Annotated in this window: 18 protein-coding genes; 7 read left to right on the top strand and 11 right to left on the bottom strand. The window is 66.2% G+C overall.

Annotated features, from left to right (window positions below):
- Positions 1-180: 180 nt before the first annotated feature.
- Both pbpC and ACFDR9_RS20825 read right to left on the bottom strand, forming a co-directional pair.
- Complete coding sequence (gene pbpC / locus ACFDR9_RS20820) at positions 181-2,301, bottom strand: penicillin-binding protein 1C (RefSeq protein ID WP_409032215.1); 2,121 nt, start codon at positions 2,299-2,301, stop codon at positions 181-183.
- 1 nt (position 2,302) lies between these two features.
- Complete coding sequence (locus ACFDR9_RS20825) at positions 2,303-7,972, bottom strand: MG2 domain-containing protein (protein ID WP_409032216.1); 5,670 nt, start codon at positions 7,970-7,972, stop codon at positions 2,303-2,305.
- A gap of 359 nt (positions 7,973-8,331) precedes the next feature.
- Here ACFDR9_RS20825 and ACFDR9_RS20830 point away from each other — a divergent pair, with 359 nt between their 5' ends.
- Entirely contained in the window at positions 8,332-9,354 is a 1,023-nt protein-coding gene (locus ACFDR9_RS20830; protein ID WP_409032217.1) for an OmpA family protein, read from the top strand.
- A gap of 86 nt (positions 9,355-9,440) precedes the next feature.
- Entirely contained in the window at positions 9,441-10,355 is a 915-nt protein-coding gene (locus ACFDR9_RS20835) for a YihY/virulence factor BrkB family protein (RefSeq protein WP_409032218.1), read from the top strand.
- A 45-nt stretch (positions 10,356-10,400) separates the two neighbouring features.
- Here ACFDR9_RS20835 and ACFDR9_RS20840 read toward each other — a convergent pair whose 3' ends face one another.
- Together ACFDR9_RS20840 and ACFDR9_RS20845 are read right to left on the bottom strand one after the other, a co-directional pair.
- Complete coding sequence (locus ACFDR9_RS20840) at positions 10,401-11,495, bottom strand: AI-2E family transporter (protein ID WP_017876695.1); 1,095 nt, start codon at positions 11,493-11,495, stop codon at positions 10,401-10,403.
- Positions 11,496-11,731: 236 nt separating this feature from the next.
- Complete coding sequence (locus ACFDR9_RS20845; RefSeq protein WP_409032219.1) at positions 11,732-12,043, bottom strand: BON domain-containing protein; 312 nt, start codon at positions 12,041-12,043, stop codon at positions 11,732-11,734.
- Between the two features lie 396 nt (positions 12,044-12,439).
- Here ACFDR9_RS20845 and ACFDR9_RS20850 point away from each other — a divergent pair, with 396 nt between their 5' ends.
- The 3 genes from ACFDR9_RS20850 (at position 12,440) to ACFDR9_RS20860 (ending at position 13,509) form a co-directional block, all read left to right on the top strand.
- Positions 12,440-12,886 carry a glycine zipper 2TM domain-containing protein gene (locus ACFDR9_RS20850; RefSeq protein WP_409032220.1) on the top strand — a complete coding sequence of 149 codons (447 nt, stop codon included), beginning with the start codon at positions 12,440-12,442 and terminating at the stop codon, positions 12,884-12,886.
- Between the two features lie 58 nt (positions 12,887-12,944).
- Complete coding sequence (locus ACFDR9_RS20855) at positions 12,945-13,100, top strand: DUF3309 family protein (protein ID WP_017876698.1); 156 nt, start codon at positions 12,945-12,947, stop codon at positions 13,098-13,100.
- A gap of 91 nt (positions 13,101-13,191) precedes the next feature.
- Positions 13,192-13,509 (top strand): hypothetical protein, encoded by a 318-nt coding sequence (locus ACFDR9_RS20860; RefSeq protein ID WP_409032221.1) that lies wholly within the window; start codon positions 13,192-13,194, stop codon positions 13,507-13,509.
- Between the two features lie 137 nt (positions 13,510-13,646).
- Here ACFDR9_RS20860 and ACFDR9_RS20865 read toward each other — a convergent pair whose 3' ends face one another.
- The 7 genes from ACFDR9_RS20865 to ACFDR9_RS20895 form a co-directional block, all read right to left on the bottom strand.
- A complete protein-coding gene (locus ACFDR9_RS20865) occupies positions 13,647-14,756 on the bottom strand; it encodes a patatin-like phospholipase family protein (protein ID WP_051068376.1) in 1,110 nt (369 codons plus the stop codon).
- Positions 14,757-14,937: 181 nt separating this feature from the next.
- Positions 14,938-15,297 (bottom strand): hypothetical protein, encoded by a 360-nt coding sequence (locus ACFDR9_RS20870; protein ID WP_017876701.1) that lies wholly within the window; start codon positions 15,295-15,297, stop codon positions 14,938-14,940.
- A 48-nt stretch (positions 15,298-15,345) separates the two neighbouring features.
- Positions 15,346-15,729, bottom strand: coding sequence for a phage holin family protein (locus ACFDR9_RS20875; protein ID WP_017876702.1), 384 nt, complete (start codon positions 15,727-15,729; stop codon positions 15,346-15,348).
- A 20-nt stretch (positions 15,730-15,749) separates the two neighbouring features.
- Complete coding sequence (locus ACFDR9_RS20880; protein ID WP_017876703.1) at positions 15,750-16,052, bottom strand: YqjD family protein; 303 nt, start codon at positions 16,050-16,052, stop codon at positions 15,750-15,752.
- Between the two features lie 49 nt (positions 16,053-16,101).
- Complete coding sequence (locus ACFDR9_RS20885) at positions 16,102-16,638, bottom strand: bacterioferritin (RefSeq protein ID WP_409032222.1); 537 nt, start codon at positions 16,636-16,638, stop codon at positions 16,102-16,104.
- 63 nt (positions 16,639-16,701) lie between these two features.
- Positions 16,702-17,604 carry an OmpA family protein gene (locus tag ACFDR9_RS20890; RefSeq protein WP_409032223.1) on the bottom strand — a complete coding sequence of 301 codons (903 nt, stop codon included), beginning with the start codon at positions 17,602-17,604 and terminating at the stop codon, positions 16,702-16,704.
- A gap of 89 nt (positions 17,605-17,693) precedes the next feature.
- Positions 17,694-18,059, bottom strand: a complete 366-nt coding sequence (locus ACFDR9_RS20895; RefSeq protein ID WP_017876706.1) for a DUF4398 domain-containing protein — start codon at positions 18,057-18,059, stop codon at positions 17,694-17,696.
- A gap of 359 nt (positions 18,060-18,418) precedes the next feature.
- Between ACFDR9_RS20895 and ACFDR9_RS20900 the strand changes: the two genes are divergently transcribed.
- Together ACFDR9_RS20900 and ACFDR9_RS20905 are read left to right on the top strand one after the other, a co-directional pair.
- On the top strand, positions 18,419-20,485 hold the full coding sequence (locus ACFDR9_RS20900) for an AsmA family protein (RefSeq protein WP_409032224.1): 2,067 nt from the start codon (positions 18,419-18,421) through the stop codon (positions 20,483-20,485).
- A 143-nt stretch (positions 20,486-20,628) separates the two neighbouring features.
- Positions 20,629-20,844, top strand: a complete 216-nt coding sequence (locus tag ACFDR9_RS20905; protein ID WP_017876708.1) for a glycine zipper 2TM domain-containing protein — start codon at positions 20,629-20,631, stop codon at positions 20,842-20,844.
- Positions 20,845-20,975: the final 131 nt, after the last annotated feature.

Raw genomic sequence — 20,975 nt, forward strand, 5'->3', positions numbered from 1 at the left:
GATCTGGCTTGGATTGAAGGATGTTCACGTGGCGGCGGAAACGATACGCACCCTACGCGAAATGGGGGCGCTCAAGAGTTGTGTATAACGAGGTGGGTCTGCCCCCCGTTTTGCGGCTGCGGGGTGCGGACGCACGCGCGGCCACTTCCTTAGATTTGACGGCGCGTCGCTGCGCTTGGGCTATTGCGCGGACCCGGCCGGCGGCAGCGGGTTGCCGCGCACTTGGAAGCGGCTGGCGGCCACCACCTTGTCCTGCGCGTCGAGCAGCGCCAGCTTGTGCTCGCCCGGCACCGGCCGCCACGCCAGCGCGGCGCCGGCCGGGCCGAGCTCGGCGCCGTCCAGGGTCCAGCGCAGGCCCTGCCCCGCCTGCGCCTGGAAGAACACGCGCTGGATCGCCTCGGGGATGTCGGGGTCGATGGCGATGATGCTGCTGTCGCCCGGGTACAGGATCTTCGGCGGCCGGTGGTTCTCGCCGACCAGCGCGACGACGGCGCTTTCGGTGCCGCGGATGAACCATTCGCTGCGCTCCGGTTCCAGCGCCGGCTGGTAGGCCACGCGCTGGCGCAGCAGTTCGCGCGGCGCCGTCGGCGCCCGGCTCGGCCGCTGCCGGTGCAGGTAGTCCATGACGTCGCGCCACACCGGCGCCGCGCCCGTCACGCCGGAGACGTCCCACATCGCTTTGCCGTCGAAGTTGCCAACCCAGACGCCCAGCGTGTAGTGCTCCGAGTAGCCGACGCACCAGTTGTCGCGCATGTCTTTGCTGGTGCCGGTTTTGACGGCGCTCCAGAACGTCGTGCCCAGTTCGTTCTTCAAGCCGAAGGTCAGGCTGCGCGCCGCGCGGTCCGCCAGGATGTCGCCGACGATGAAGGCGGCGCCGGCGTCGAGCACGCGGCGCGGCCGCTCGGGCGCGCGCGGCAGCAGGCTGGTGCTGCCGGCCAGGCCGCCGTTGGCCAGCGTGCGGTAGGCGTTGCTCAGTTCCAGCAGGCTCACTTCGGCCGAACCCAGCGCCAGCGAGTAGCCATAGTAGTCGGCCGATTCGCTCAAGCTGCTCAGGCCGACGTCGCGCAGCCGGTTGTAGAAGCCGTCCAGCCCCGTCAGCACCAGCGTGCGCACGGCCGGCACGTTGAGCGAGCTGGCCAGGCTGGTGCGGGCGCTGACGTAGCCCTTGAATTGGCGGTCGTAGTTTTGCGGGATGTACAGGCCGGCGTCGGTCGAGATGTCGATTGGCGCGTCGTCCAGCAGCGAGGCGGCGGTGATCAAGCGCCGTTCGATGGCCAGCTGGTACAGGAAGGGTTTCAGGGTGGAGCCGGCCTGGCGCAGCGCCGCCACGCCGTCGACGTCGCTGGCGCCGGCGTTGCCGACGTAGGCGAGGATGTCGCCGCTGCGGTTGTCCAGCACCACCAGCGCGCCGTCGTTGACGTTGCGCTCGCGTAGCGCGCCCAGTTGCTGGCGCAGCGCGTTTTGCGCGAAGCGCTGCAACGCGCCGTCGAGCGTGCTACGCACCGCCTCGCCCGGCTTCTTCAGCAGTTGTTGCGCCACCTGTGGCGCCGGCTGCAGCTCGGCGTACAGCGCGGTGCGCTGCAACGCGGTGTCGACGCGCGCCTCGATCAGCTGGCAGCTGCTGTCCATTTTGCTTTCCTTGGCCAGCGCGCAGGCGCGCCGCGCCAACGTTTTGGCCGGCGCGTTCGGCGCCCGCACCAGGCTGGCGAGGATCACCGAGTCGGTCTGGTTCAGCCCCGACGGCGCCTTGCCGAACAGGCTGTGCGAGGCCGCGCCGATGCCCTGCAATTCGCCGCGGAAGGACACCAGGTTCAGGTAGGCCTCCAAAATTTGCGCCTTGCTCCAGCCCTCCTCGATGGCCTGGGCGGCGCGGATCTGGTCCCATTTCTGGCCCCAGCTGCGCCCGGCGCTGCTGGCGCGCAGGTCGGCGTCGAGCTGCCCGGCCAGTTGCATCGTGATGGTCGAGGCGCCGCGCGGACGGCGCTGGAACAGGTTGTCCCAGGCGGCCTTTCCCATCGCGCCGAGGTCGACGCCGCCGTGCCGCATGAAGTGCTGGTCCTCGGCCAGCAGCACGGCCGCGCGCAGCGCCGGCGAGATGTCGGCCAGCGCCACCCACGGCAGCCGGCGCGCCTTCATGTCGACCCGCAGCGATTGCAGCGCCTCGCCGTGCCGGTCCAGCAGTTGCGCCTCGGAGCTGCGGTAGGCCGCCTTGACCTGGCCCGACGTCAGGGGGGCGTCGTCGGCCGCCAGCGCAGCCGCGCTCAAGCCCAGCGCCAGCGCCATGATGCAAACCCGCGCCATGCTATGGCCCGACCTTCAACACGCCGTTCGGGATTTCGCCGAACATCTCGGGCGAGTACATCGCCTCGACCCGGCTGGCCGGCAGGTTGAAGTCGCCGGCGTTGTTCAGCCGCAACGTGTATTCGACGCTCCATTTCCCCTTCGGGACGAACTCGTAGTAGGCGCGGAAGGCTTCGAAGGTGCGCTCCTCGAAGGCCGGCCAGACCCAGCCGCTGCGCTTTTCGCCGGCGCTCAACATCTGCGAATCGCGCCCGAGGCCGGTGCCCAGCACGCTGGCGCTGGCCGGGATCGGGTCGTCGACCACCACCCAGGTCATGTCGGCTTGCGCCTCCAGGTCCAGGCGCACCCGGTAGACGTCGCCGCGCGACCAGACGCCGGCGCTTTTCCGTTCGACCGCGGTGATGGTTTTGACGATGGTATAGCCGCTGGACAGCGGCGCTTTGAGCGAAATCGCCGCCAAGCTCGACACCGTCGCCCACGGCTTGCCGGTGCCGGTATGGGCTATTTTCAGCTCGCCGGCCCCGCGCGGCCAAGCCTGTAGGATGGCGGCGCCAGGTGCGCTCCACTTCTGCGTCTTCTCGGCGCCGGCCAGCGTCACGCTGGTGCTGCCGCCGACGGCCTCGGACTCGAACTTGTCGGAGAATTTGCGGATCGCCAGCGTGCCCCAGGCGTTCGCCACCGTGGTGTCCCAGCGGCCCTTGTGCTGGCGCCCCAGCGCGCCGCGCACCAGCCGGCCGATGTCGTCCTTCCACGCCGGGTTGTCCAGAACCGCCAGCAGCAGGCGGTTGGCGTTGACGTCGCCCGACACCATCAGCCACCACCAGTTGTCGCGCCGCTCGGTCGAGAAGCCCATCGTGGTGCCCTGGAAGTTCAGGCGCGCGCGCAGGATTTGCTGCGCCTCGGCCAGCAGGGCGTCGCGCCGCGCCAGTTGCGGCGTGCGTTGCAGCACCAGATACCAGTCGATCACGGCCGAGGTCGGCCACAGGTTCGGCTCGACCGCGAACGACTCCAGCGCGTCGGGCGCCACCTTGGCCGAGCGCGACAGCGCTTCCAGCGCGGCCACTTTGCGCACCGCCAGGTCGGCCGTCGGCATCGCCGAATAACGCAGCACGCGGCCCTGGACGAAGTTGGACAGCGCCTCCTCCATGCGGTTCTTGGCCTGTTCGGGAATCGCGTAGCCCGCCTCCGCCGTGGCCGACAGCACGTAGGCGGTCAGGCTGTCGCTGCCTTGGTTCATCATCGGGAAGTACTTCAGCAGGCCGTCGCCGTCCAGGTAGGCCGGCAAGGTCGCCACCAGCGCGCGCCACATCGCCGCGTCGCCCAGCGCGATGGCCTTCGAGGTGCTTTGCTCGAAGCAGCTGTACGGGTAGGCGCTCATGTACTCGCGCACGCCCGGCAGGTCGCCGCCCAGTTGCGCGCTCAGCAGCGTTTGCACGCCGCCGCGACCGGGCAAGGCGTCGGCCGGCATCTGCACCGCCATCGCCCGCGGTTTGTCGATCTGCAGCAGCGTCGCCTGGTAGGTGCGCACCGGCACCGCGTACGTCACCCTCTGCTTGACGCGCAGCTTGTCGGTGGCGGCGCCGGCCTTGGCGCTGACGTCCCACACCAACTCTTTCACCCCGGCCGGCACCGGATAATTCCAGCCGAGGTCCTGGGCCTGGCCGGCGCCCAGCGTCACGCTCTGGCGCGCCAGCGCCTGGCCCTGCACGCTGGCGGCCAACTCCACGTTCATCTCGGCGGCCGAGGTGTTGCGCACCGTGAAACCGGCGCGGAACTTGTCGCCCTCGCGCACCAGCGCCGGCAGGCCGGACAGCACGATCAAGTCTTGCGAGCTGCGGATTTCGGTCTTGCCGGTGCCGAACAGGTCGGCGCCGGCGCTGGCGATGGCGACGATGCGGAACGCCGTCAGCGAGTCGTTCAGCGGCACCTGCACCGTGGCTTCGCCGTGGGCGTCGAGCTTGACGCTGGCCTTCCAGAACAACAGCGTGTCGAACAGCTCGCGCCCGCCGCCCTTGCCGCCGCCGCCGCCGTGCGGGAAGGCCTTGCGGCCGAAGTGGCGCTTGCCGATCACTTGCATCTGCGCGGTCGAGGTTTCCACCTGCAGGCTGCGCTGCCGCATCATGGCGTCGAGCAGCTCCCAGCTGTCGTTCGGCATCAGCTCCAGCAGGCCGACGTCGACCGCCGCCAGCGCCACCTCGGCGCCGGCCGGCAGGGCGCGGCCGTCGGCGCGCGCCACCTTCACTTTGACCTGCGCCTTGTCGCCGGTTTTATACCCCTCGCGGTCGCTGGCGACCTGCACCTTCAGCTCGTGCGCCTGCCAGCCCACGCGCAGCGCCGCCACGCCCATCTTGTAGGCCGGCTTGCCCAGGTCGACCAGCGCGGTCGGCTGCACCCCGGCCACGCGGCCGCGCACCACCAGCACCGAAACATAGACGTTGGGCGCGTAATGCGGCTTGACCGGAATCTCCAGCACCGGCTCGCGCCCCGACAACTGCCGCACATAGGTGTCGATGATGCCTTCGCGCTCCACCGTCACCAGCGCTGTGCCTTCGCGGAACGGCATGCGCACTTGCAGCTTGGCGCTCTCGCCCGGCTCGTAGCGTTTTTTCTCCGGCAGCAGGTCGATGCGGTCGTTGTCGCTGGCGTCGAACCACCAGTCGCCGCCGCCGGCCACCCAGGTTTCGCGGTTGGCGACGGCGGCGCGGTTGTCGGCGTCGACGGTGCGCGCGCGCAGGATCAGGTTGCCGCTGGCGGGCGCCTTCACTTCGCACAGCAGCAGCCCCTTGGCGTCGGTCTTGCCTTCGCAGGCGGCGCCCAGGCGCAGCACCTCGTTTGAATTTTCGTAGGCGTAGAAGCCGCCGATCAGGCGGCGCCGGTGCGAATAGGTTTTACGCTGGAAAAAATCGACCGCGACCGGTGCGCCCGCCACCGGCTTGCCGGCGGTGTCCAGCACCGCCACCTGGAACTTGAAGGCGTCCTTGCTCAGCGCCCAGCCGTCCGGTTTGATGCCGATGACGCTCTTCGACGGCCACAGCGGCACCCGCGTCGACACCGACAGCGTTTCGCCGTTGGCGTCCTGGTAGGCCAGTTCGGCCAGCAGCTCGCGCGGCACCGTCAGCGCCGGCAGCTGGTCGACCGTGACGCGCGCGCCGCCGGCCCGGTCCAGGTTCAGGCTTTGCGTGCGCGCCGGGCCGCCGGCCTGCCCGCCGGCTTGCTCCTCCCCATTGCCCTCGTCCTCGTCGAAGCCGGCGGTGTCCTTGGTCAAGCCTTCCTTGACGTCGCCGTTGCTGAAGGTGAAGTCGTCGTAGTCGGGGAAGCTGACGCTGTGGTTCTGCAACAGCGTGCGCAGCTTCACCGGCGCGTTCGCCGCGCCGCCGCCGGACAGGTAGTTGAGCTGTATGTCGAGGTCGATTTTGGCGGCCTGCACCGGCGCCGTTTTCGGACCCTGCAACAGCGCCTTCATGGTCGGTACGCGGAAGGCCTCGACCCGGAAGCTGCCGGATGGGCGCCCGGCCATGCTGACGTCGTAGACGCCCTGCCTGGCGTCGGCCGGAATGGCCCAGTCGTTTTCGGCCGCGCCGGCGCCCGACCAGCGCAGCGGCAGTTCGTATTTCTGTTCGCTGCCCTGGTGTGTGAGGATCACCTTGTCGGCGCCGCCGGGGCCGTTGCCAGCCGCCGCCAGGGCGATGCCGGCGGCCGTGTGGCGGCGCAGGAAGTGCTTCATGTGTACCGTCTCGCCGGCGCGCAGCAGGGTGCGGTCAAATACCGTCGACAGCAGCGTGTTGTCGTCGCGCAGATCGGCGGTCGGCAGGTTGAAGCGCCAGGCCTCGATGCCGCCGACCCAGTTCGACAACGTGAAGGTCATGTCGCCGCCGCTGCGGGCGCTGACGAAGTAGTCCTCGTTGCCTTCGCATTTGGAAGCGGCCAGCTCGCGCTTGACGTGGGCCACGCCGGCGCCGTCGGTGACGCCCCGCCACAGCAGCTTGCCGGCGCAGTCGCGCACCGCCACTGCCGCCTGCGGCACCGGCGCGCCCTTGTCGAGCGTGGTCACCCACACCAGCGACGAGGCGGCCCCGTGCTTGAAGTGCGCCGCCAGGTTGGTCACTAGCGCGGCCGAGTGGATGTAGGCGCTGCGCGGCTTGGCCAGCAGCACCGCGCCGAGTTTCGGACTGGCCAGTTCGACCACGTAGAAGCCGGTTTTTGGCAGCGGGATGCCGATCACCTCGAAGGCGCGCTTGCCGCCCGGCTTGGGCAGCGCGAAGCTGCGCGTGGCGCCCTTGCCGGCGAAGACCGAGGTGGCCATGTCGCTGCCGTACTGCGCGCCCGGCTGCCACGAGCGCCCGCCCGACAGGCGTTTGAGCCAGTCGATGATGAATTGGTCCTGGTCGTCGGGCAGGCGCAGCATATTGCCCTGCACCGGGCTGCTCTTGCCGGCCAGCGTGGCCTCGACGTTGCGCACGGTGACGGGCAGCAGGCGGTCGCCGCGCGCCTCCAAAATGCCGAAGCTGGCCGGGAACTTGACCAGCGGCGGTTGCTCGTCGGTGCGCACCGCCAGCGGGTAGCGCGCCTGGTTCAGCAGCGCGCGGCCGGCGTCGTCCTTCAACTTCGGCGGCAGGGCGATGGTGAATTTGCTTTGCTCCGGCAAGGGGCCGGCAAAGGTGACGGCGTCGACGTAGTCGGCCTTCTCGTTTTCCTTGTCGGCGGCGGGGCGGAACACCTTGCCGGCGGCGCTGGTGAGCGTGATCGCCTGGGCGTCGCGCGCCTTGATCGGCGCGCTGAATTGCAGCCGCATCGGCAGGAAGGGAATGCACTGGGCCTTGGTGCTGGTGCGCTCGCAACTGAACTTGACGGTGAAGTCGGGCCGGGTCTGGTAAGGCAGCGTTTGCGCCTGCGTGGCGGCGACGCCGCCGGCGGTGGCGATGCCCTCGCCCCACACCAGCGCAACCTTGGCGTTGGCCGGCAAGGTGCGCTTGCATTGCAGCAGCACCAGCGGCAGCGCCGCGCCGCGCTTGCCGTCCGGCGCCGCCTTCCACGTTTCGCCGCGGCCCTCGGCGTACTGCTTCAGGTGGCGTTCGACGAAGTTCTTGCGCAGCGCGAGCAACTGTTCGCGCTCCTGGCCCTGCAACAGGCGCACGCCGATTTTTTCGTTGATGCCGTCGGCGCGGCAATAGGCGTGCGCCGCGACGCTGGCCTCGTTCGGCACCGCGTCCAACCCCAGCATGAAAATCTGGTTCTCGTCGATGCGCCCCTGCCCTTCGCCCGGCAGCGCTTCGACGATGGCCGGGCCGCCGGTCGAGAAACTGTAGCCGGCCGGCCCCGCCAGCGCCTGCCCGGCCAGGTCCTTCAAGCCCGCCTTCAGCGTGAAACGGCACACCAGGCCGGCCGGCAGGTCGCGTTCGAAGTCATAGCTCCAGTTGCGCCCGTCGGCCCAGCGCCCCTTGCCGGGCTGCGCGCAATCGACGTCGAAGGGGTCGCCCAGGCGCAGGTCGCCGAACGGCACCATCTGCGCGCTGAACTGGGCGCGCACCTGGCGCACGCCCTTGACCACGCCGGACGGCGAGAACGCGGCCACGCTGGTTTGCGCCAGCGCGGGCAACGCGGGTAGCGCCAAGCAGCCCGCCAACAGCGCGCTCAGGTATTTCGACAGGTATTTCGTCACGGTGTGGGTCACGGCGGGCGCTCCATTGAACGGGAATCGGGGCTGGCCGCTCGCGCTGCCGACCGGTCACACAGTGTTGCAATAACGTTCACCTTAGTCAACAGTAATGTGACCCGCGCCGCCCGGCAGGAGCGCCACGGCGCCGAAAACGCCGGAATGCATAATTTGCATGTGCATTCCTACGGCAGATCAAGCGTTCAATTGACATTACGCAGTGGCGAGCGCACTAAGGCGGCGCGCGCTCGAACGCGTCCGCATAAGGTCGGCTCCAATAGCTGTGCAGGGGCCGCGACAAGCGACCCCGGCATCGTTTTTGGGGCTGGCTAAAGCATAGTCGAACCAAAAATTCTTATCAACGTTGGGAGCCACTTGTGAATAATTTAAAGAAAATCGCCATCGCCGCCGCCCTGTGTTCCGCCTTTGCGGCCCAAGCGCAGGACATCAACCCCTCCTGGTACATCCAACCCAGCGTCAACGCAATGCGCCCGGACGACAATTTCGCCGCCGATAAAACCGGCTACGGCGCGGGCCTGAAGTTCGGCAAGGCCATCGCGCCGTCATGGGACTTGCAAATGGGCCTGACCTACGCCCGCTCGCGCGAGAGCGGCCAACGCTACCAGCAGCACACGCTGGGCGTGGACGCGCTGTACCTGTTCTCCCGAAAGTCCTTCCGGCCTTTTCTGCTGATCGGTATCGGCGCCGAGCGCGACAGGGAAAACAGCTTTGCCTTTGGCCAGCGCCAGAAGAACTCGCCCTATGCCATCGTCGGCGCGGGCTTCCAGTCCATGTTCAATGACCAATTATCGCTCCAGGCGGACATCCGCGACGTGCGCGGTTTCTTGCGCGGCGACACCTTCGCGCACGACAGGACGAACAATTATTATGTGACCATCGGCTTGAACTACGCGTTCAGCAAGCCGCCCGAGCCGGTGCCCCCGCCACCGCCGCCAACGCCGCCCGTGGTGGTGGTGATGCCGCCGGCGCCGCCACCGCCGCCGCCGCCGCAGCAGCGCTTCGAGAAGGTGACCCTGTCGGCCACCGAGGTGTTTGAATTCAACAGCGCCGCGCTGCTGGGTCCGCAACCCAAACTCGATGAAATCGCCTCGGCCCTTGGCGCCGCGCCGGACGTGGGCAACATCGTTATCACCGGCTACGCCGACCGCATCGGCTCGGCCAATTACAACCAGAAACTGTCCGAGCAGCGCGCCAACGCGGTCAAGACCTACCTGACCGGCAAGGGCGTCGCGGCGAGTCGCCTGACGGCCGTCGGCAAGGGCGAGGCCAACCCGGTGGTGGTCTGCAGGGACCGCAAGATGGCCGACTTGATCAAGTGCCTGGAGCCGAACCGCCGGGTGGAAGTGGAGCAAATCACGATTGAACGGCGGGTGCAGTAGGGTGCGTCACGTTGGCGGCCGGATAGGTAAGATGGCGGGTAGCACCCGTAACGGGTTTTACCCCTTATCTAGTTGGAAGGTCACACATGAATGTATCTGTCCCTAGCCGCAACGGCGACGTCGGCGGCATCGTGCCGTTCGTCAAGGAAATGCGCTCCGTCGTCACCTGCTCGGTGATGGAGTGGCTTGAGCACCGCGCCTCCAGCAAGGGCGCGGCGCTGGCGTTCTATACGCTGTTTTCAATCGCGCCCATCCTGATCCTGGTGATCGCCATCGCCGGTTTTTTTTACGGCCCGGAGGCGGCGCGCGGCGAACTGCTGGGGCAGCTGCGCGGCCTGCTCGGGCCGCAGGGCGCCGAGGCGATTCAACTGGTGCTGGCCGGCGCCAGCAACCACAAGGAGGGACGGCTGGCGACGCTGGTGGCAACCGCCCTGCTGCTGTTCGGCGCCACCAGCGTATTTGCCGAGCTGAAGGCCAGCCTGGATGAAATCTGGCAGGTGCCGCCGCTGAAACAGGGCGGCGTCTGGGACACGCTGCGCACCCGCCTGCTGTCCTTCGGGCTGGTGCTGGTGCTGGCGTTTCTGCTGATGGTGTCGCTGGTGATCAGCGCCGCGCTGGCGATCGTCGAACACTATCTGAACGGTTTGTGGAGCGACGCGGTGTTTCTGCTGTCGCTGCTGTCGGCGACGATCAGCTTTGCCGTGATCGCCGCGCTGTTCGCGGTGATTTACAAGATGCTGCCGCGGGTGCGGCTGTCGTGGCGCGACGTCGTCATCGGCGCGCTCGGCACGGCGGCCCTGTTCACGCTGGGGAAGTATGCGATTGGCGTCTACATTGGCAACAGCGGCGTCGCCAGCAGCTTCGGCGCGGCCGGTTCGATGATCGCGCTGCTGCTGTGGGTTTACTATTCGGCGCAGATCTTTTTCCTGGGCGCCGAGTTCGCGCGCCAGTATGCCTTGCAGATGGGCAGCTTGCGCGACCAGAAAATACCGGCGGCGTAGCGCGGTTGTTTAAAACCAGAAGCGTAGAGCCTCTGGTTTTTTTGCTTATTCGCCCAGTAACTCGGCCACGGCTTCCATGCCCTGCACGCGCTCGGCGACGACCTTGACGATGACGATCACCGGCACGCCCAGCAGCAAGCCCCAGACGCCCCACAACCAGCCCCAGAACAGCAGGCTGACGAAGACCGCCGTCGGATTCATGCGGGCGATTTTGCCAGTCATCCAGGTGGCGACGAAGGTGCCGACCACGGTGGCGATCGCCAGCGAGGTGCCCGCCACCAGCGCCACCATTTCCAGCGATTCGAACTGGAGGAAGGCGATCATGGCGGTGGCAACGGTGATGAGCAAGGGGCCGAAGTACGGCATGATATGCAGCAAGCCGGCCACCACGGCCCAGGCGCCGGCGTTTTCCAGGCCAATCAGGCTCAGCGCGATCCACATCAACAAGGCCAGCAGGCCGTTGGTGATGAGCAGCATGAACATATACTTCTGGATCGAGGTATTGATGTCTTCGAGGATGTGAACGGTGATCTTTTTCTTCGTCAGCGAGGGGCCGGTCAGTTTGACCAGCTTGCGCTTGAAGGTGTCGCCCGACAGCAGCAGGAAGAACACCAGGAAAATCACCATCGTGGCCTGGCTGAGGAAGCCGATCAGCCCCATTGAACCGGCCCAGACCCAGTCGAATACCTTGAACTGCGGATGATCCGGCGCCGGTTCCGCCCGCCGCGCGGCGCGGCGCGCCTCGGCGCCGTTGGCGGCCCGCTCGATCTGGGTGGCGACGGCCTGGATCTTCTGCAACATGCCGGGCTTGCCGCCGACCATGCCTTCGATCAAGCCCGAGATCTTGCCGGCCGACGCAGGCAGCTCTTCGACGATGGCCTCGAATTCACCCTGCACCCGGTCGATCACGGCCACCGAGCCGCCCAGTATCATCACCGTGACCAAGGTCGTGCCCAGCGCGCGCGGTATCTTGATGCGCTCAAGCCAGCGCACCAAGGGATTCAGCGTATAGGCGATGAAAATGCCCAGCAGTAAAGGAATGAGGAATTTCTGCGCCCATTGCAAGCCCCACACGAAGGTGACGGTGGCGATGACGGCCAGCGCCAGGCCGCGCGCGTTGACGTGCAGCGGCAGGCGCAATGGCGCGTTTTGCAGCTCGGGCGTGTCGGTTTGCTGAACGGGGGCGGCGGCGGCGGGGGTAGCGGGACAGGCATCGGCCGGCTCTACAACGGCGGCGGGTTCGGGCTGGACTTGAGTTGGCTGGACGTTCATCTGATTGCGCGCTATCTACAAAAAGTTGCCGGAGCCGGCCCCGGAAGCCGCTTGGGCTCCCGGAGGCGACTCCGGCAGGGGGCCATCACTGCGCCGGCCTTACATTACTTCACGCGGATATCGTTCTTGACCGACATAACGCCTTTGACGCCGCGGGCGATTTCGCCGGCACGGGCGATGTCGCCAGGCTGGGCAACGAAACCGCTCAGTTGCACGGTGCCTTTGAAGGTTTCGACATTGATTTCGGTCGATTTCAGGCTAGGCTCATTAAAGATGCTGGCTTTGACCTTGGTGGTCAGAACTGCGTCGTCGACGTATTCGCCGGTGCCTTCTTTGGTCGAGGTCGATGCGCAACCAGCCACAGCGAACAGGGAAGCGACGAACAGGCCAGTAGCGATTTTTTTAGTGATATTCATAATGTTTTTCCTTAGAAATGGTCTATCGAAGTGCTCATTTGAGCGGTCCCGCTCGCTTTGACAGCCGAACTGGGTATTCACAGCATGCGGACAAAGGTCTTTGGCTGCGCCGGCAGAGTATCGCTTGTTTCTGTAGCGACCGCGCTGCCGGCAATTCCTTGTAGTGCTTACGGCCCGTACGACGATGTTGCGTTGCGTCCGTGCCATGACTTACGTTTTACGTGGAAAGCGCGGCGTCATCTGTTCGGTATCGTACATAAGAAAATTTATTTTTACACAGCTGCAAAATCGATCACACAGCCCGCCCACAGAGATGCCATCAACTAGGTTCGCTAGCGCACAGACCCGTCGTACGTGAATGACTAAGATTTGCTCACACTATGTCAGGAGGACAATATGAATACCAAACAAACCCTAGCAGCAATAATGGTCGTCGGCACCGCCCTGTTGACCGGTTGCGCCAGCACCAGCCCGCAACAAACCAGCTCTGCGACGTCGCAGCCTGACTCGGCCAGCTACGGCACCATCGACTCGATCCAGATCACCCGCGTCAATTCGAGCGGTAGCGGCGTCGGCGCCGTCGCTGGTGGCCTGGTCGGCGCCTTGCTGGGCAACCAAGTCGGTTCCGGCAACGGCCGCAAGGCGGCAACGGTGGCGGGCGCGGTCGGCGGCGCGGTAGCCGGCAATGAAATTGAGAAAAGCCGCGGCCAGGGCCAAGACGCCTATCAGATCAGCGTGCGCCTGAACAACGGCGACTATCGCACCGTGGTGCAAGACAACGCCACCGACCTGCGCGTGGGCAACCGCGTGCGCGTGGTCGACGGCCGGGTCTACCGTTACTAAATACAGTCGGGCCGGACGCGCCGCGGACCGGAATATCCAAGCAAACTAGGAGAATCACATGCTTAGCACCATCCTCTTGATAATACTGGTACTCGCCCTGATCGGCGCGCTGCCAGCCTGGCCCCACAGCCGCTCGTGGGGCTACGGCCCAAGCGGCGTTGCCGGTCTGGTCGTGATCATTCTGATTCTGCTGCTGCTTACCGGCAGGCTGTAGGTTCCGGGGGCGCCGTTGGCGCCCCTTGTCACATACAAGGTGTCACATTCAACGTGTTACATTCAACGTGTTACATACAAGGGGAGACATGATGCAAACAAGCACACGCACACTTCGGGCCGCCGCGCTGGCCGCCCTCTGCTACTTCGCCATGGCGGCGGGGCATGCGCAACACGCCGCGCCGCAAGCGGGCGACCCGTCGCGCTGGTATGTCGACGACACCACCGCCCAGGCGCAATTGCGCACGCTGCGCAAGGAAATCGGCGCCGCCTTCCAGGAAGCACAGATGGAGTGCAAGCGCATGCCCGCCACCGAACGCGGCGCCTGCATGAAGGAAGCCCGCAATACCTACCAGCAGGATATGGCGAACGCGCAGCAACAGCGCGCCAACGCGCATCCGCAGCAGTAGGCGGCGCCGGGACACGTCCGAAGCATCCGTAGGTCGGATTAGCAAAGCGTAATGCGACGCCGAGCCGACGCCGACGCCGGTCGGGTTACGCCGTTCCGGCTAACCCGACCGGCGACAATCCGTCGCTTCGCCGACGCTTAGCTCACGGTGCGCTCGTACGGCGGCAGTTCGTGCACCACCAGCGGCGTGTCTTCGCTGTAGAACGCCAGCCAACCGGCGGCCTTGATCGCCCGCAACCCGTCCTGGTAGCCCCGCTCCCAGCGCCACTCGATCGAGCCCTTCGAAAAATTGATGTCCTTGGCCGCCATGTGCCAGTCGCGACCGGCGTACGGCAGGCGCACGATGTGCATCGTGCTGTCGCAGCCCAGCGCGGCCAGTTCGGCCTCGTCCGACGCGCTCTTTTCGCGCTCCGGCAGCGCCGCGTACAGTTCGCGTAATTTGTGCTGCATCCGGTGCGTCGTCACGTAGTCTTCGATGTGGCGCTTCGAGCGCGAGGCGAAGGTGACGTCCTTCTGGCGCGTCTGCACTTCTTCGAGGGTGGTCGGCTCGGGTCCGTCGGCGCTCCACAGGTCGACCATGAACACCAGCGTGTCGATGTGCGGCAAATCGTCCAGCACGGTTTGCAGCGGCGTGTTCGAATACAGCCCGCCGTCCCAGTACAGGTCGCCGTCGATGCGCACCGCCGGAAAACCCGGCGGCAAGGCGCCGCTGGCGCGGATATGGTCGCCGGAAATGGCCTGCTCGCTGCTGTCGAACGGTTTCAGCGTGCCGCATTTGACCTTCAGCGCGTTGACCGTCAGGCGCATGCCGCCGGGTGCGTTCAGGTAGTCGAAATCGACCAGCTCGTCGAGCGTGGCGGCCAGTTCGCTGGTGTCGTAGTAGCTGGCCTCTTCCGGTTTTACGGCGACGCCGGCCGGGAACAGGCTGAACAGGCGCGGCTTGAAGAAGCCGGGCACGCCGCGAAACAGGGTGTCGAGCGTCGCCAGCCAGATGTTGGAGCGGCGCTGCTCGTCGTTGACGCGGTTCATGTCGACGCTGTCGCGGTGCGAGACGCGTTCCCAGAACTGTTTCAGCCGCTCGATGCGCTGTTCCGGGGGGTTGCCCGCCAAAATGGCCGCGTTGATCGCGCCGATCGAGGTGCCGACGATCCAGTCCGGCACCAGCTTGTGATCGTGCAAGGCGTGGGCCACGCCGGCCTGGTAGGCGCCCAGCGCGCCGCCGCCTTGCAAGACCAGCACGATACGCATGTTGGCGGGATTGAGTTGGTTGATCGTCGTCAAAATTGCTCCGTTGTTGGCATGCAGGGTGCTCACCGTGATGCCGATTGTAAGGGATCGCGCGCCGCCAAGGCGCCGGCCAGCGGCGCCCCCGCACCGCGGGCGGCATGCTCCGGGCGAAAAAAAGCGCCGTCGAGACGGCGCCTGCGCATTATCCGGCCACGCCGGTACGGCGTTTGCGCCGCACCAGCCAGCCGACCGCGGCGGCGACGAGCACGCCCACCCCCAACGCCGGCTTGATAATTTTCTTGCGGGCGATGAAGGTCAGCGCCGGCAGGATATACGGCGTCGCCGCCTTCCAGCCCAGACCGCCGGGCGCCAGCAAGGTGTCGACCCGCGCGCCGGCGTAACCGACCATGTGCTCGACCGCGCCATGCAGCAGCGCTTGCGGATGCAGGGCGTGCGCCACGCTGGCCCGGGCGTGGACGATGCCGACCCGGTAAAACTCGCCCTCGGCGATTAATCGTTTCTTGTGGGCAGCCAGCGCTGCCTCTTTCGCGTCCTTCGACATTGCGCTCTCCCAAAGTGCTGCCGCGCCGGCAAGGCCGGCGCCTGCCGCCTACAACAACATGTCGCGGTCGGCTTTCAATTCGGCCATGGTGGCCGGCAAGGAAAGCTTATCCTGCCGCAGCAGCGCGCGCGCGTACAGCGCCAGGCCGACGGCGATGGCGAGGAAGCCCAGGGTCATCACGGGCAGGATGGTCCAACCCATCTTCTCCCAAGCCAGAAACACCACCATCACGCTGCAATAGGCGACGGCGAACAAACCCGCCACCAGCGCCAGCGCGAACACCACGATCAGTTGCAGCACATGGTTGCGCACCTCCGACAGTTCGTAGGACGCCAGTTCTAGCCGGGACAGCAACAACCCGAACGTGTTCCTGGTGACGCCGGCCAGCGAGGCGATCAGGCCGGGGGCCTGCGATGCAGCGGACTTGTCCATAGCGCGCCTACCGGGTTAAATTACTTACGACCCAGGATCACGCCCACCAGCAGGCCGACGCCGGCCGCCGCGGCGATGGTGCGCCATGGGTTTTCCTTGACGTAGACGTCGGCCGTGGCGGCCATTTGTTTGCCGGCGACAATCGCGCCGGCTTGCGCTTCGGCGGCCTTGGCCAGCGCTGCGTCGAGCGAACGCATACCGCGGTTGCGCACTTCTTCGGCCTTTTCGCCGGTCAGCGCGGCAGCGGCGCTAAACAGGGCCTGGGCATCTTTCACCAGCGTTTTGACATCGTTATTGACGGTCGTAATATTGTTTTCCAGCATGATTTAACTCCTAGTTTATGGATAAAGTAATAACTCTACTGCGTAAAACCTATTCAAGCAAATCCCGCATATCATCGGCGTGCTCTTCCTCTACCGCCATGATCTTTACCAACAAATGGCGAGTCGTCGGATCGGTGGCGCCGATTTGTTCAATCATCTGGCGGTACGATTCGATCGCCACGCGCTCGGCGATCAGGTTGGCGCGCACCATGCTTTGTACGCTGGCAGAGTCATCATACTCGGCATGGCTACGCGCGAGCAACGTTGCCGGATTGAAATCCGGTTTGCCGTTGAGCTGGACGATGCGCTCGGCCAGCCAGTCGGCGTGTTCTTGCTCCTGCAACGCGTGCTCGAGGAACTCGGCCTTGACGGGGCCGTTCTGCAGGCCGCTGACGGTGTAGTAGTGGCGCTTGTAACGCAAAATACACACCAGCTCGGTCGCCAACGCGCCGTTCAGCATGGCGATCACGGCTTCGCGCTGGCCCTTGTAGCCGGCCGTGACGGCGCCGTCGTCGAGGTTCTGGGCGGCGGCGCGTACCGCGGCGACGTCGATGCCGGCCGGCGTCGTGGTTGAGGTATCAGACATGGCAATCCTTTACAAAGTGAAGGGGATAAACGGGGCGCGCCACCAAGGACGCGCCTTGGCCGCTTAGCGGCGCGCCGGAATCGCGCTGCCCTCTTCGGACAGGACGATTTCAACGCGACGGTTCAGCTGGCGGTTCGACGCGCTGTCGTTGCCGGCCACCGGATAGGCTTCTCCATAGCCGCGCGTGGCGATGCGGTCGCGGGCGACGCCCATTTCCTGCAGCGCGTTGCGGACCGCCTCGGCGCGTCGTTGCGACAGCGCCAGATTGTGGTCGGCGCCGCCGGTGCTGTCGGTAAAGCCTTCAATCAGCACCGTGCGTTTCGGGTTGTTGGCCAGCACGTCGGCGAGCTTGCGCGCGGTCTGCATGCCGTCCGGCGTCAGGCGCGCCTGGTCGGTGCCGAACAGCACGTCGCCCAGCGTGATGATCATGCCGCGTTCGGTTTTCTTGGCCGACAGGTCGGCCAGTTGCGCTTCCAGCGCGGCGGCGCGGGCCTGGGCGTCGCGGGTGGCGGCGTCGGCGTTCTGCGCCTGCGCCTGGGCGGCGGCGGCCTGGCGTTGCGCCTCTTCGGCTTTCAATTTGGCCTGGTCGGCTTCTTGGGTGCGCGCTTCCAGGCGCACCTGGTCGCGCTGCTTACCGGCGGTGCCCACTTCAGCCTCGGCCGATTTCTGCTTGGCCACTTCCTGCGCGGTGGCGATTTTCTGCTTGGCCAGATAGGCCAGCTTGTCGACCTTTTCCTGGCTGTCCTTGCGGGCGGCGGCGGCGCTGGCTTGCTCCAGCGCCTCGCTGGCCTGCTTGAATTCGACCGGCGCATAGCTGGTCACGGCCGGATTGCCCTGCGCCGCCATAAAGTCGCCGCGGGTTTGGTCGAGCAGGCTGGTGGTGGTCGGCGCCGAGCTGCAGGCTGCCACGAACACGGCCATTGCCAACAGGGCTGGCAGGGCGGGATTGAATTGTTTGATTTTCATGGTGTTTTCCTTGGAGTGCGATCAGCGCTGGTCCCGCCGATCAGTATTGTTTTTATAAGCCGGCTGACACCGGCCTACTTCATGGGGACTTACTTGGGCGCGTTGGCGTTGGCGCGGTCGAGTTCTTCGCGCATGATGCGGATGTCCTCGTTCAAGGCGTCGGCGGCGCTGGTGGCCTTGGCCGAGTTGGCCTTGCTTTGCGCCAGCTTGGCGTCCGCCTGGGCCTGGCTGGCCAGATCGCGCGCCAGCTTGTAATCCTTGGCGGCCAGCGCCTGGTTGGCGCGCGCCATTTTTTCGCGGGCGGCGGTCATTTCGGCCGGGGCCAGCTCGGCGGCGCCGGCGCCGGCGGCGTTGTCAACCGCCGCGCGCGACACCGCGACGTCGGCGGTGGCCGGGGTTTTCAGACTGGTGCAGCCGGTGCTCAGGACGACGGCGGCGGCGCACAGCGCCAACATAAATTGTTTCTGGATACGTGTTGTCATTGTTCTTCTCCTTGAAGCGTTAAGCGAAGTTGCGAGGTAAGTTTGTTCGCCGATGTGTAACGTTATAGTCTGTTGTACCACCATGTTCGGTACGGTGCCGCACATAGGCTAAATAATTAGCAATGTTGTCGGCCGACCCGACGCGGCCGGGCGCGCGTCGTCGCGCGGCGCGCTCTTGCGTACGTCAGCGCACATCGGCGGCCCGGGCTTTCGTGTAGCATTTGGTATCAATAACCAAACCACACGGTGGAATAAGGACCGAGCCGGTGCGTCAACGGTTCTCCCGCTTCCGCCCGCACCCCTTCCATCCAAGCTAAGAAAGAACCGCCGCCATGACCATGCCGCGCCGTACCAAGATCGCGCTCGCCATTGCCTCCTTCACCCTCAGCGTGCCGCTGGTGGCCGTCGTGGTGTTAATGAACTACGACTGGAACCGCGCCAAGCCCTGGCTCAACGAGCGCGCCGGCGACGCCATCGGCCGCCCGTTCGAGATCCGCGGCAACCTGGCGCTGACGTGGGAGCGCGGCGGCAACAAACTGCCGGAGCAGCAGAAAAGCTGGCGCGACTACCTGCCGTGGCCGCACCTGGTGGCGCGCGACGTCCACGTCGGCAACCCGGTCTCGATGACGGCCGACAAGAAGGCGCCGCTGCCGGCCGACATGGCCAGCGTCAGCGAATTCTCCTTTTCGCTGAACCCGCTGGCGCTGCTCGACAAGACCATCTCGATTCCGTTGCTGCGTTTCGCCGAGCCGGTGGTGCTGCTGCAGCGCCGCGCCGACGGCCAAAACAACTGGACCTTTAGCAAGCAAGACAAGCCGTCGCCGTGGCGGCTGGACCTTGAGCGCGTGGTCTTTTCCAAGGGCCGCGTGCATCTTGTCGACGCGCAACGGCGCGCCGACGTCAGCGCCGACGTCGACACCATCAACGCCGACCCGGCCTATGGTGTGGCCTGGAAGCTGGCCGGCACCTTTAACGGCGAGCGCGTCAGCGGTAACGGCAAGGCCGGCGCCGTGTTGTCGCTGCGCCAGCAAACCGCGCCCTACCCGATCGCCGCCGACGTCAAGGTCGGCAGCACCAGCATCGCCGTCGAGGGCACGCTGACCAAGCCGACCGAATTGGCCGCGCTCGATATGCGCCTGAAGCTGTCCGGCGCCAGCATGGCCCGCCTGTACCCTTTGATCGGCGTGGTGCTGCCGGAAACGCCGCGCTTCTCGACCGAGGGCCACCTCAGCGGTACGCTGGGCAAGCTGGGCGGGCGCTGGGTCTACGACAAATTCAGCGGCAAGGTGGGCGCCAGCGACATCGCCGGCAAGCTGACGTTCGAGGCGAAGCGCCCGCGCAGCATGCTAAGCGGCGAGGTCAGCTCGCGCCTGCTGCAATTTAGCGACCTCGGCCCGCTGATCGGCGCCGACTCGAACGCCAGCAAGGCCGCCCGCGGCGTCGACGCGAAGCAGCCGGCGGGCAAGGTGTTGCCGGTCGAGCCGTTCAAGACCGAACGCTGGACCAGCGTCGACGCCGACGTCAGCTACCGCGCCGAGAAGATTACGCGCGACAAGGATTTGCCGATCAACAAGCTCAACACCCACCTGGTGATGAAAGACGGCGTGCTGTCGCTGGTCCCGCTCAACTTCGACATCGCCGGCGGTACGCTGAGCTCGGAGATCAAGCTCGACGGCAGCGGCAAGGTCAACCCGAACGCCATCCGCGCCGAACTGAAGGCTACCGCGCGCCACCTGAAACTGCAGCAACTGTTTCCGCAATTTAAGGTGGCCCAGGCCAGCATGGGCGAAATCAACGGCGACGCCAAGCTCTCGGCCACCGGCAACTCGGTGGCCGGCATGCTGGGCGCGTCGAACGGCGAGATCAAGACGCTGATCAACCAGGGCACGATCAGCAAGTTGCTGCTCGAAGAGATGGGCCTGAACATCGGCAACGTCGTGCTGGCGCGCCTGTTCGGCGACAAACAGGTCAAGCTCAACTGCATGGCCACCGATTTCGTCGTCACCAAGGGCTTGATGCAAACGCGCAGCTTCATCGTCGACACCGAGGAGGCGATTCTCGACGTCAGCGGCACCGTCAACCTGGCCGACGAGCGGCTCGACCTGACGCTGCGCCCGCAGAGCAAGGGCTTGCGCGTGTTCTCGCTGCGCGCGCCGCTGTACCTGCGCGGCAGCTTCAGCAAGCCCGACGTCAGCGTCGACAAGGGCGTGCTGGCGATGCGCGCCGGCGGCGCGCTGGCGCTGGCGGCGCTGGCGCCGGTGGCCGCGCTGCTGCCCCTGATCAACGCAGGCCCCGGCGAGAACAGCGCATGCGCGGCACTGCTGGCCCAGGCCCGCGTCAAGCCGGTGGCGCCGCCGCCGGGCCAGACCATGCGCGCCAAGCCGCGCAGCGGCCGCTAAGCGGCCCGGGCGACTTCGCCCGCCACGCCACAACACAATCGGTGCGGCAACACTGTGTGTGCTGCCGAACAGACTCAAGCTGGGGCGCGCCCTACTCTACGTCTATCGGCGCCACTTACGGCGCTACACCAAGGAGCAACAACATGAAATCGATCAAACAACTGGCACTGGCAATCTCGACGGCGGCAATGGTACTTAGCCTGGGCGCCTGCGCCGGCATGTCGGCCCAGGACCGCAACACCGCCGTCGGCGCGGGCGTGGGCGCGGTGGCCGGCGCGGTGCTGACCGGCGGCAGCACCGCCGGCACGGTCGGCGGCGCGGCGGTGGGCGGCGTGATCGGCAACCAGGTCAAAAAATAAACACCGGCTGGATCCGACAATTGGGGCCGGGGTGGGGAGGTTGAAACCCGACCCAACGGCACTCCCCTAAGGTGACGGGGGAGGACTGGAGCAAAAAAAGGGTTAGACCCTGAGGCCAAGAAAAAAGAAAA

The sequence above is a fragment of the Janthinobacterium sp. CG_23.3 genome, from assembly GCF_046115965.1.
Classification (GTDB): domain Bacteria; phylum Pseudomonadota; class Gammaproteobacteria; order Burkholderiales; family Burkholderiaceae_D; genus Janthinobacterium.

What these genes read in the sequence shown, in the direction of transcription:
- ACFDR9_RS20895 (WP_017876706.1), bottom strand. Translation starts at nt 18,059, where the DNA reads ATGTTGGCGCTGTGCGCCGCCGCCGTCGTCCTGAGCACCGGCTGCACC.
- ACFDR9_RS20860 (WP_409032221.1), top strand. Translation starts at nt 13,192, where the DNA reads ATGCAAACAAGCACACGCACACTTCGGGCCGCCGCGCTGGCCGCCCTC.
- ACFDR9_RS20900 (WP_409032224.1), top strand. Translation starts at nt 18,419, where the DNA reads ATGACCATGCCGCGCCGTACCAAGATCGCGCTCGCCATTGCCTCCTTC.
- ACFDR9_RS20885 (WP_409032222.1), bottom strand. Translation starts at nt 16,638, where the DNA reads ATGTCTGATACCTCAACCACGACGCCGGCCGGCATCGACGTCGCCGCG.
- ACFDR9_RS20890 (WP_409032223.1), bottom strand. Translation starts at nt 17,604, where the DNA reads ATGAAAATCAAACAATTCAATCCCGCCCTGCCAGCCCTGTTGGCAATG.
- ACFDR9_RS20905 (WP_017876708.1), top strand. Translation starts at nt 20,629, where the DNA reads ATGAAATCGATCAAACAACTGGCACTGGCAATCTCGACGGCGGCAATG.
- ACFDR9_RS20850 (WP_409032220.1), top strand. Translation starts at nt 12,440, where the DNA reads ATGAATACCAAACAAACCCTAGCAGCAATAATGGTCGTCGGCACCGCC.
- ACFDR9_RS20835 (WP_409032218.1), top strand. Translation starts at nt 9,441, where the DNA reads ATGAATGTATCTGTCCCTAGCCGCAACGGCGACGTCGGCGGCATCGTG.
- ACFDR9_RS20880 (WP_017876703.1), bottom strand. Translation starts at nt 16,052, where the DNA reads ATGCTGGAAAACAATATTACGACCGTCAATAACGATGTCAAAACGCTG.
- pbpC (WP_409032215.1), bottom strand. Translation starts at nt 2,301, where the DNA reads ATGGCGCGGGTTTGCATCATGGCGCTGGCGCTGGGCTTGAGCGCGGCT.
- ACFDR9_RS20845 (WP_409032219.1), bottom strand. Translation starts at nt 12,043, where the DNA reads ATGAATATCACTAAAAAAATCGCTACTGGCCTGTTCGTCGCTTCCCTG.
- ACFDR9_RS20865 (WP_051068376.1), bottom strand. Translation starts at nt 14,756, where the DNA reads ATGCGTATCGTGCTGGTCTTGCAAGGCGGCGGCGCGCTGGGCGCCTAC.
- ACFDR9_RS20875 (WP_017876702.1), bottom strand. Translation starts at nt 15,729, where the DNA reads ATGGACAAGTCCGCTGCATCGCAGGCCCCCGGCCTGATCGCCTCGCTG.
- ACFDR9_RS20855 (WP_017876698.1), top strand. Translation starts at nt 12,945, where the DNA reads ATGCTTAGCACCATCCTCTTGATAATACTGGTACTCGCCCTGATCGGC.
- ACFDR9_RS20870 (WP_017876701.1), bottom strand. Translation starts at nt 15,297, where the DNA reads ATGTCGAAGGACGCGAAAGAGGCAGCGCTGGCTGCCCACAAGAAACGA.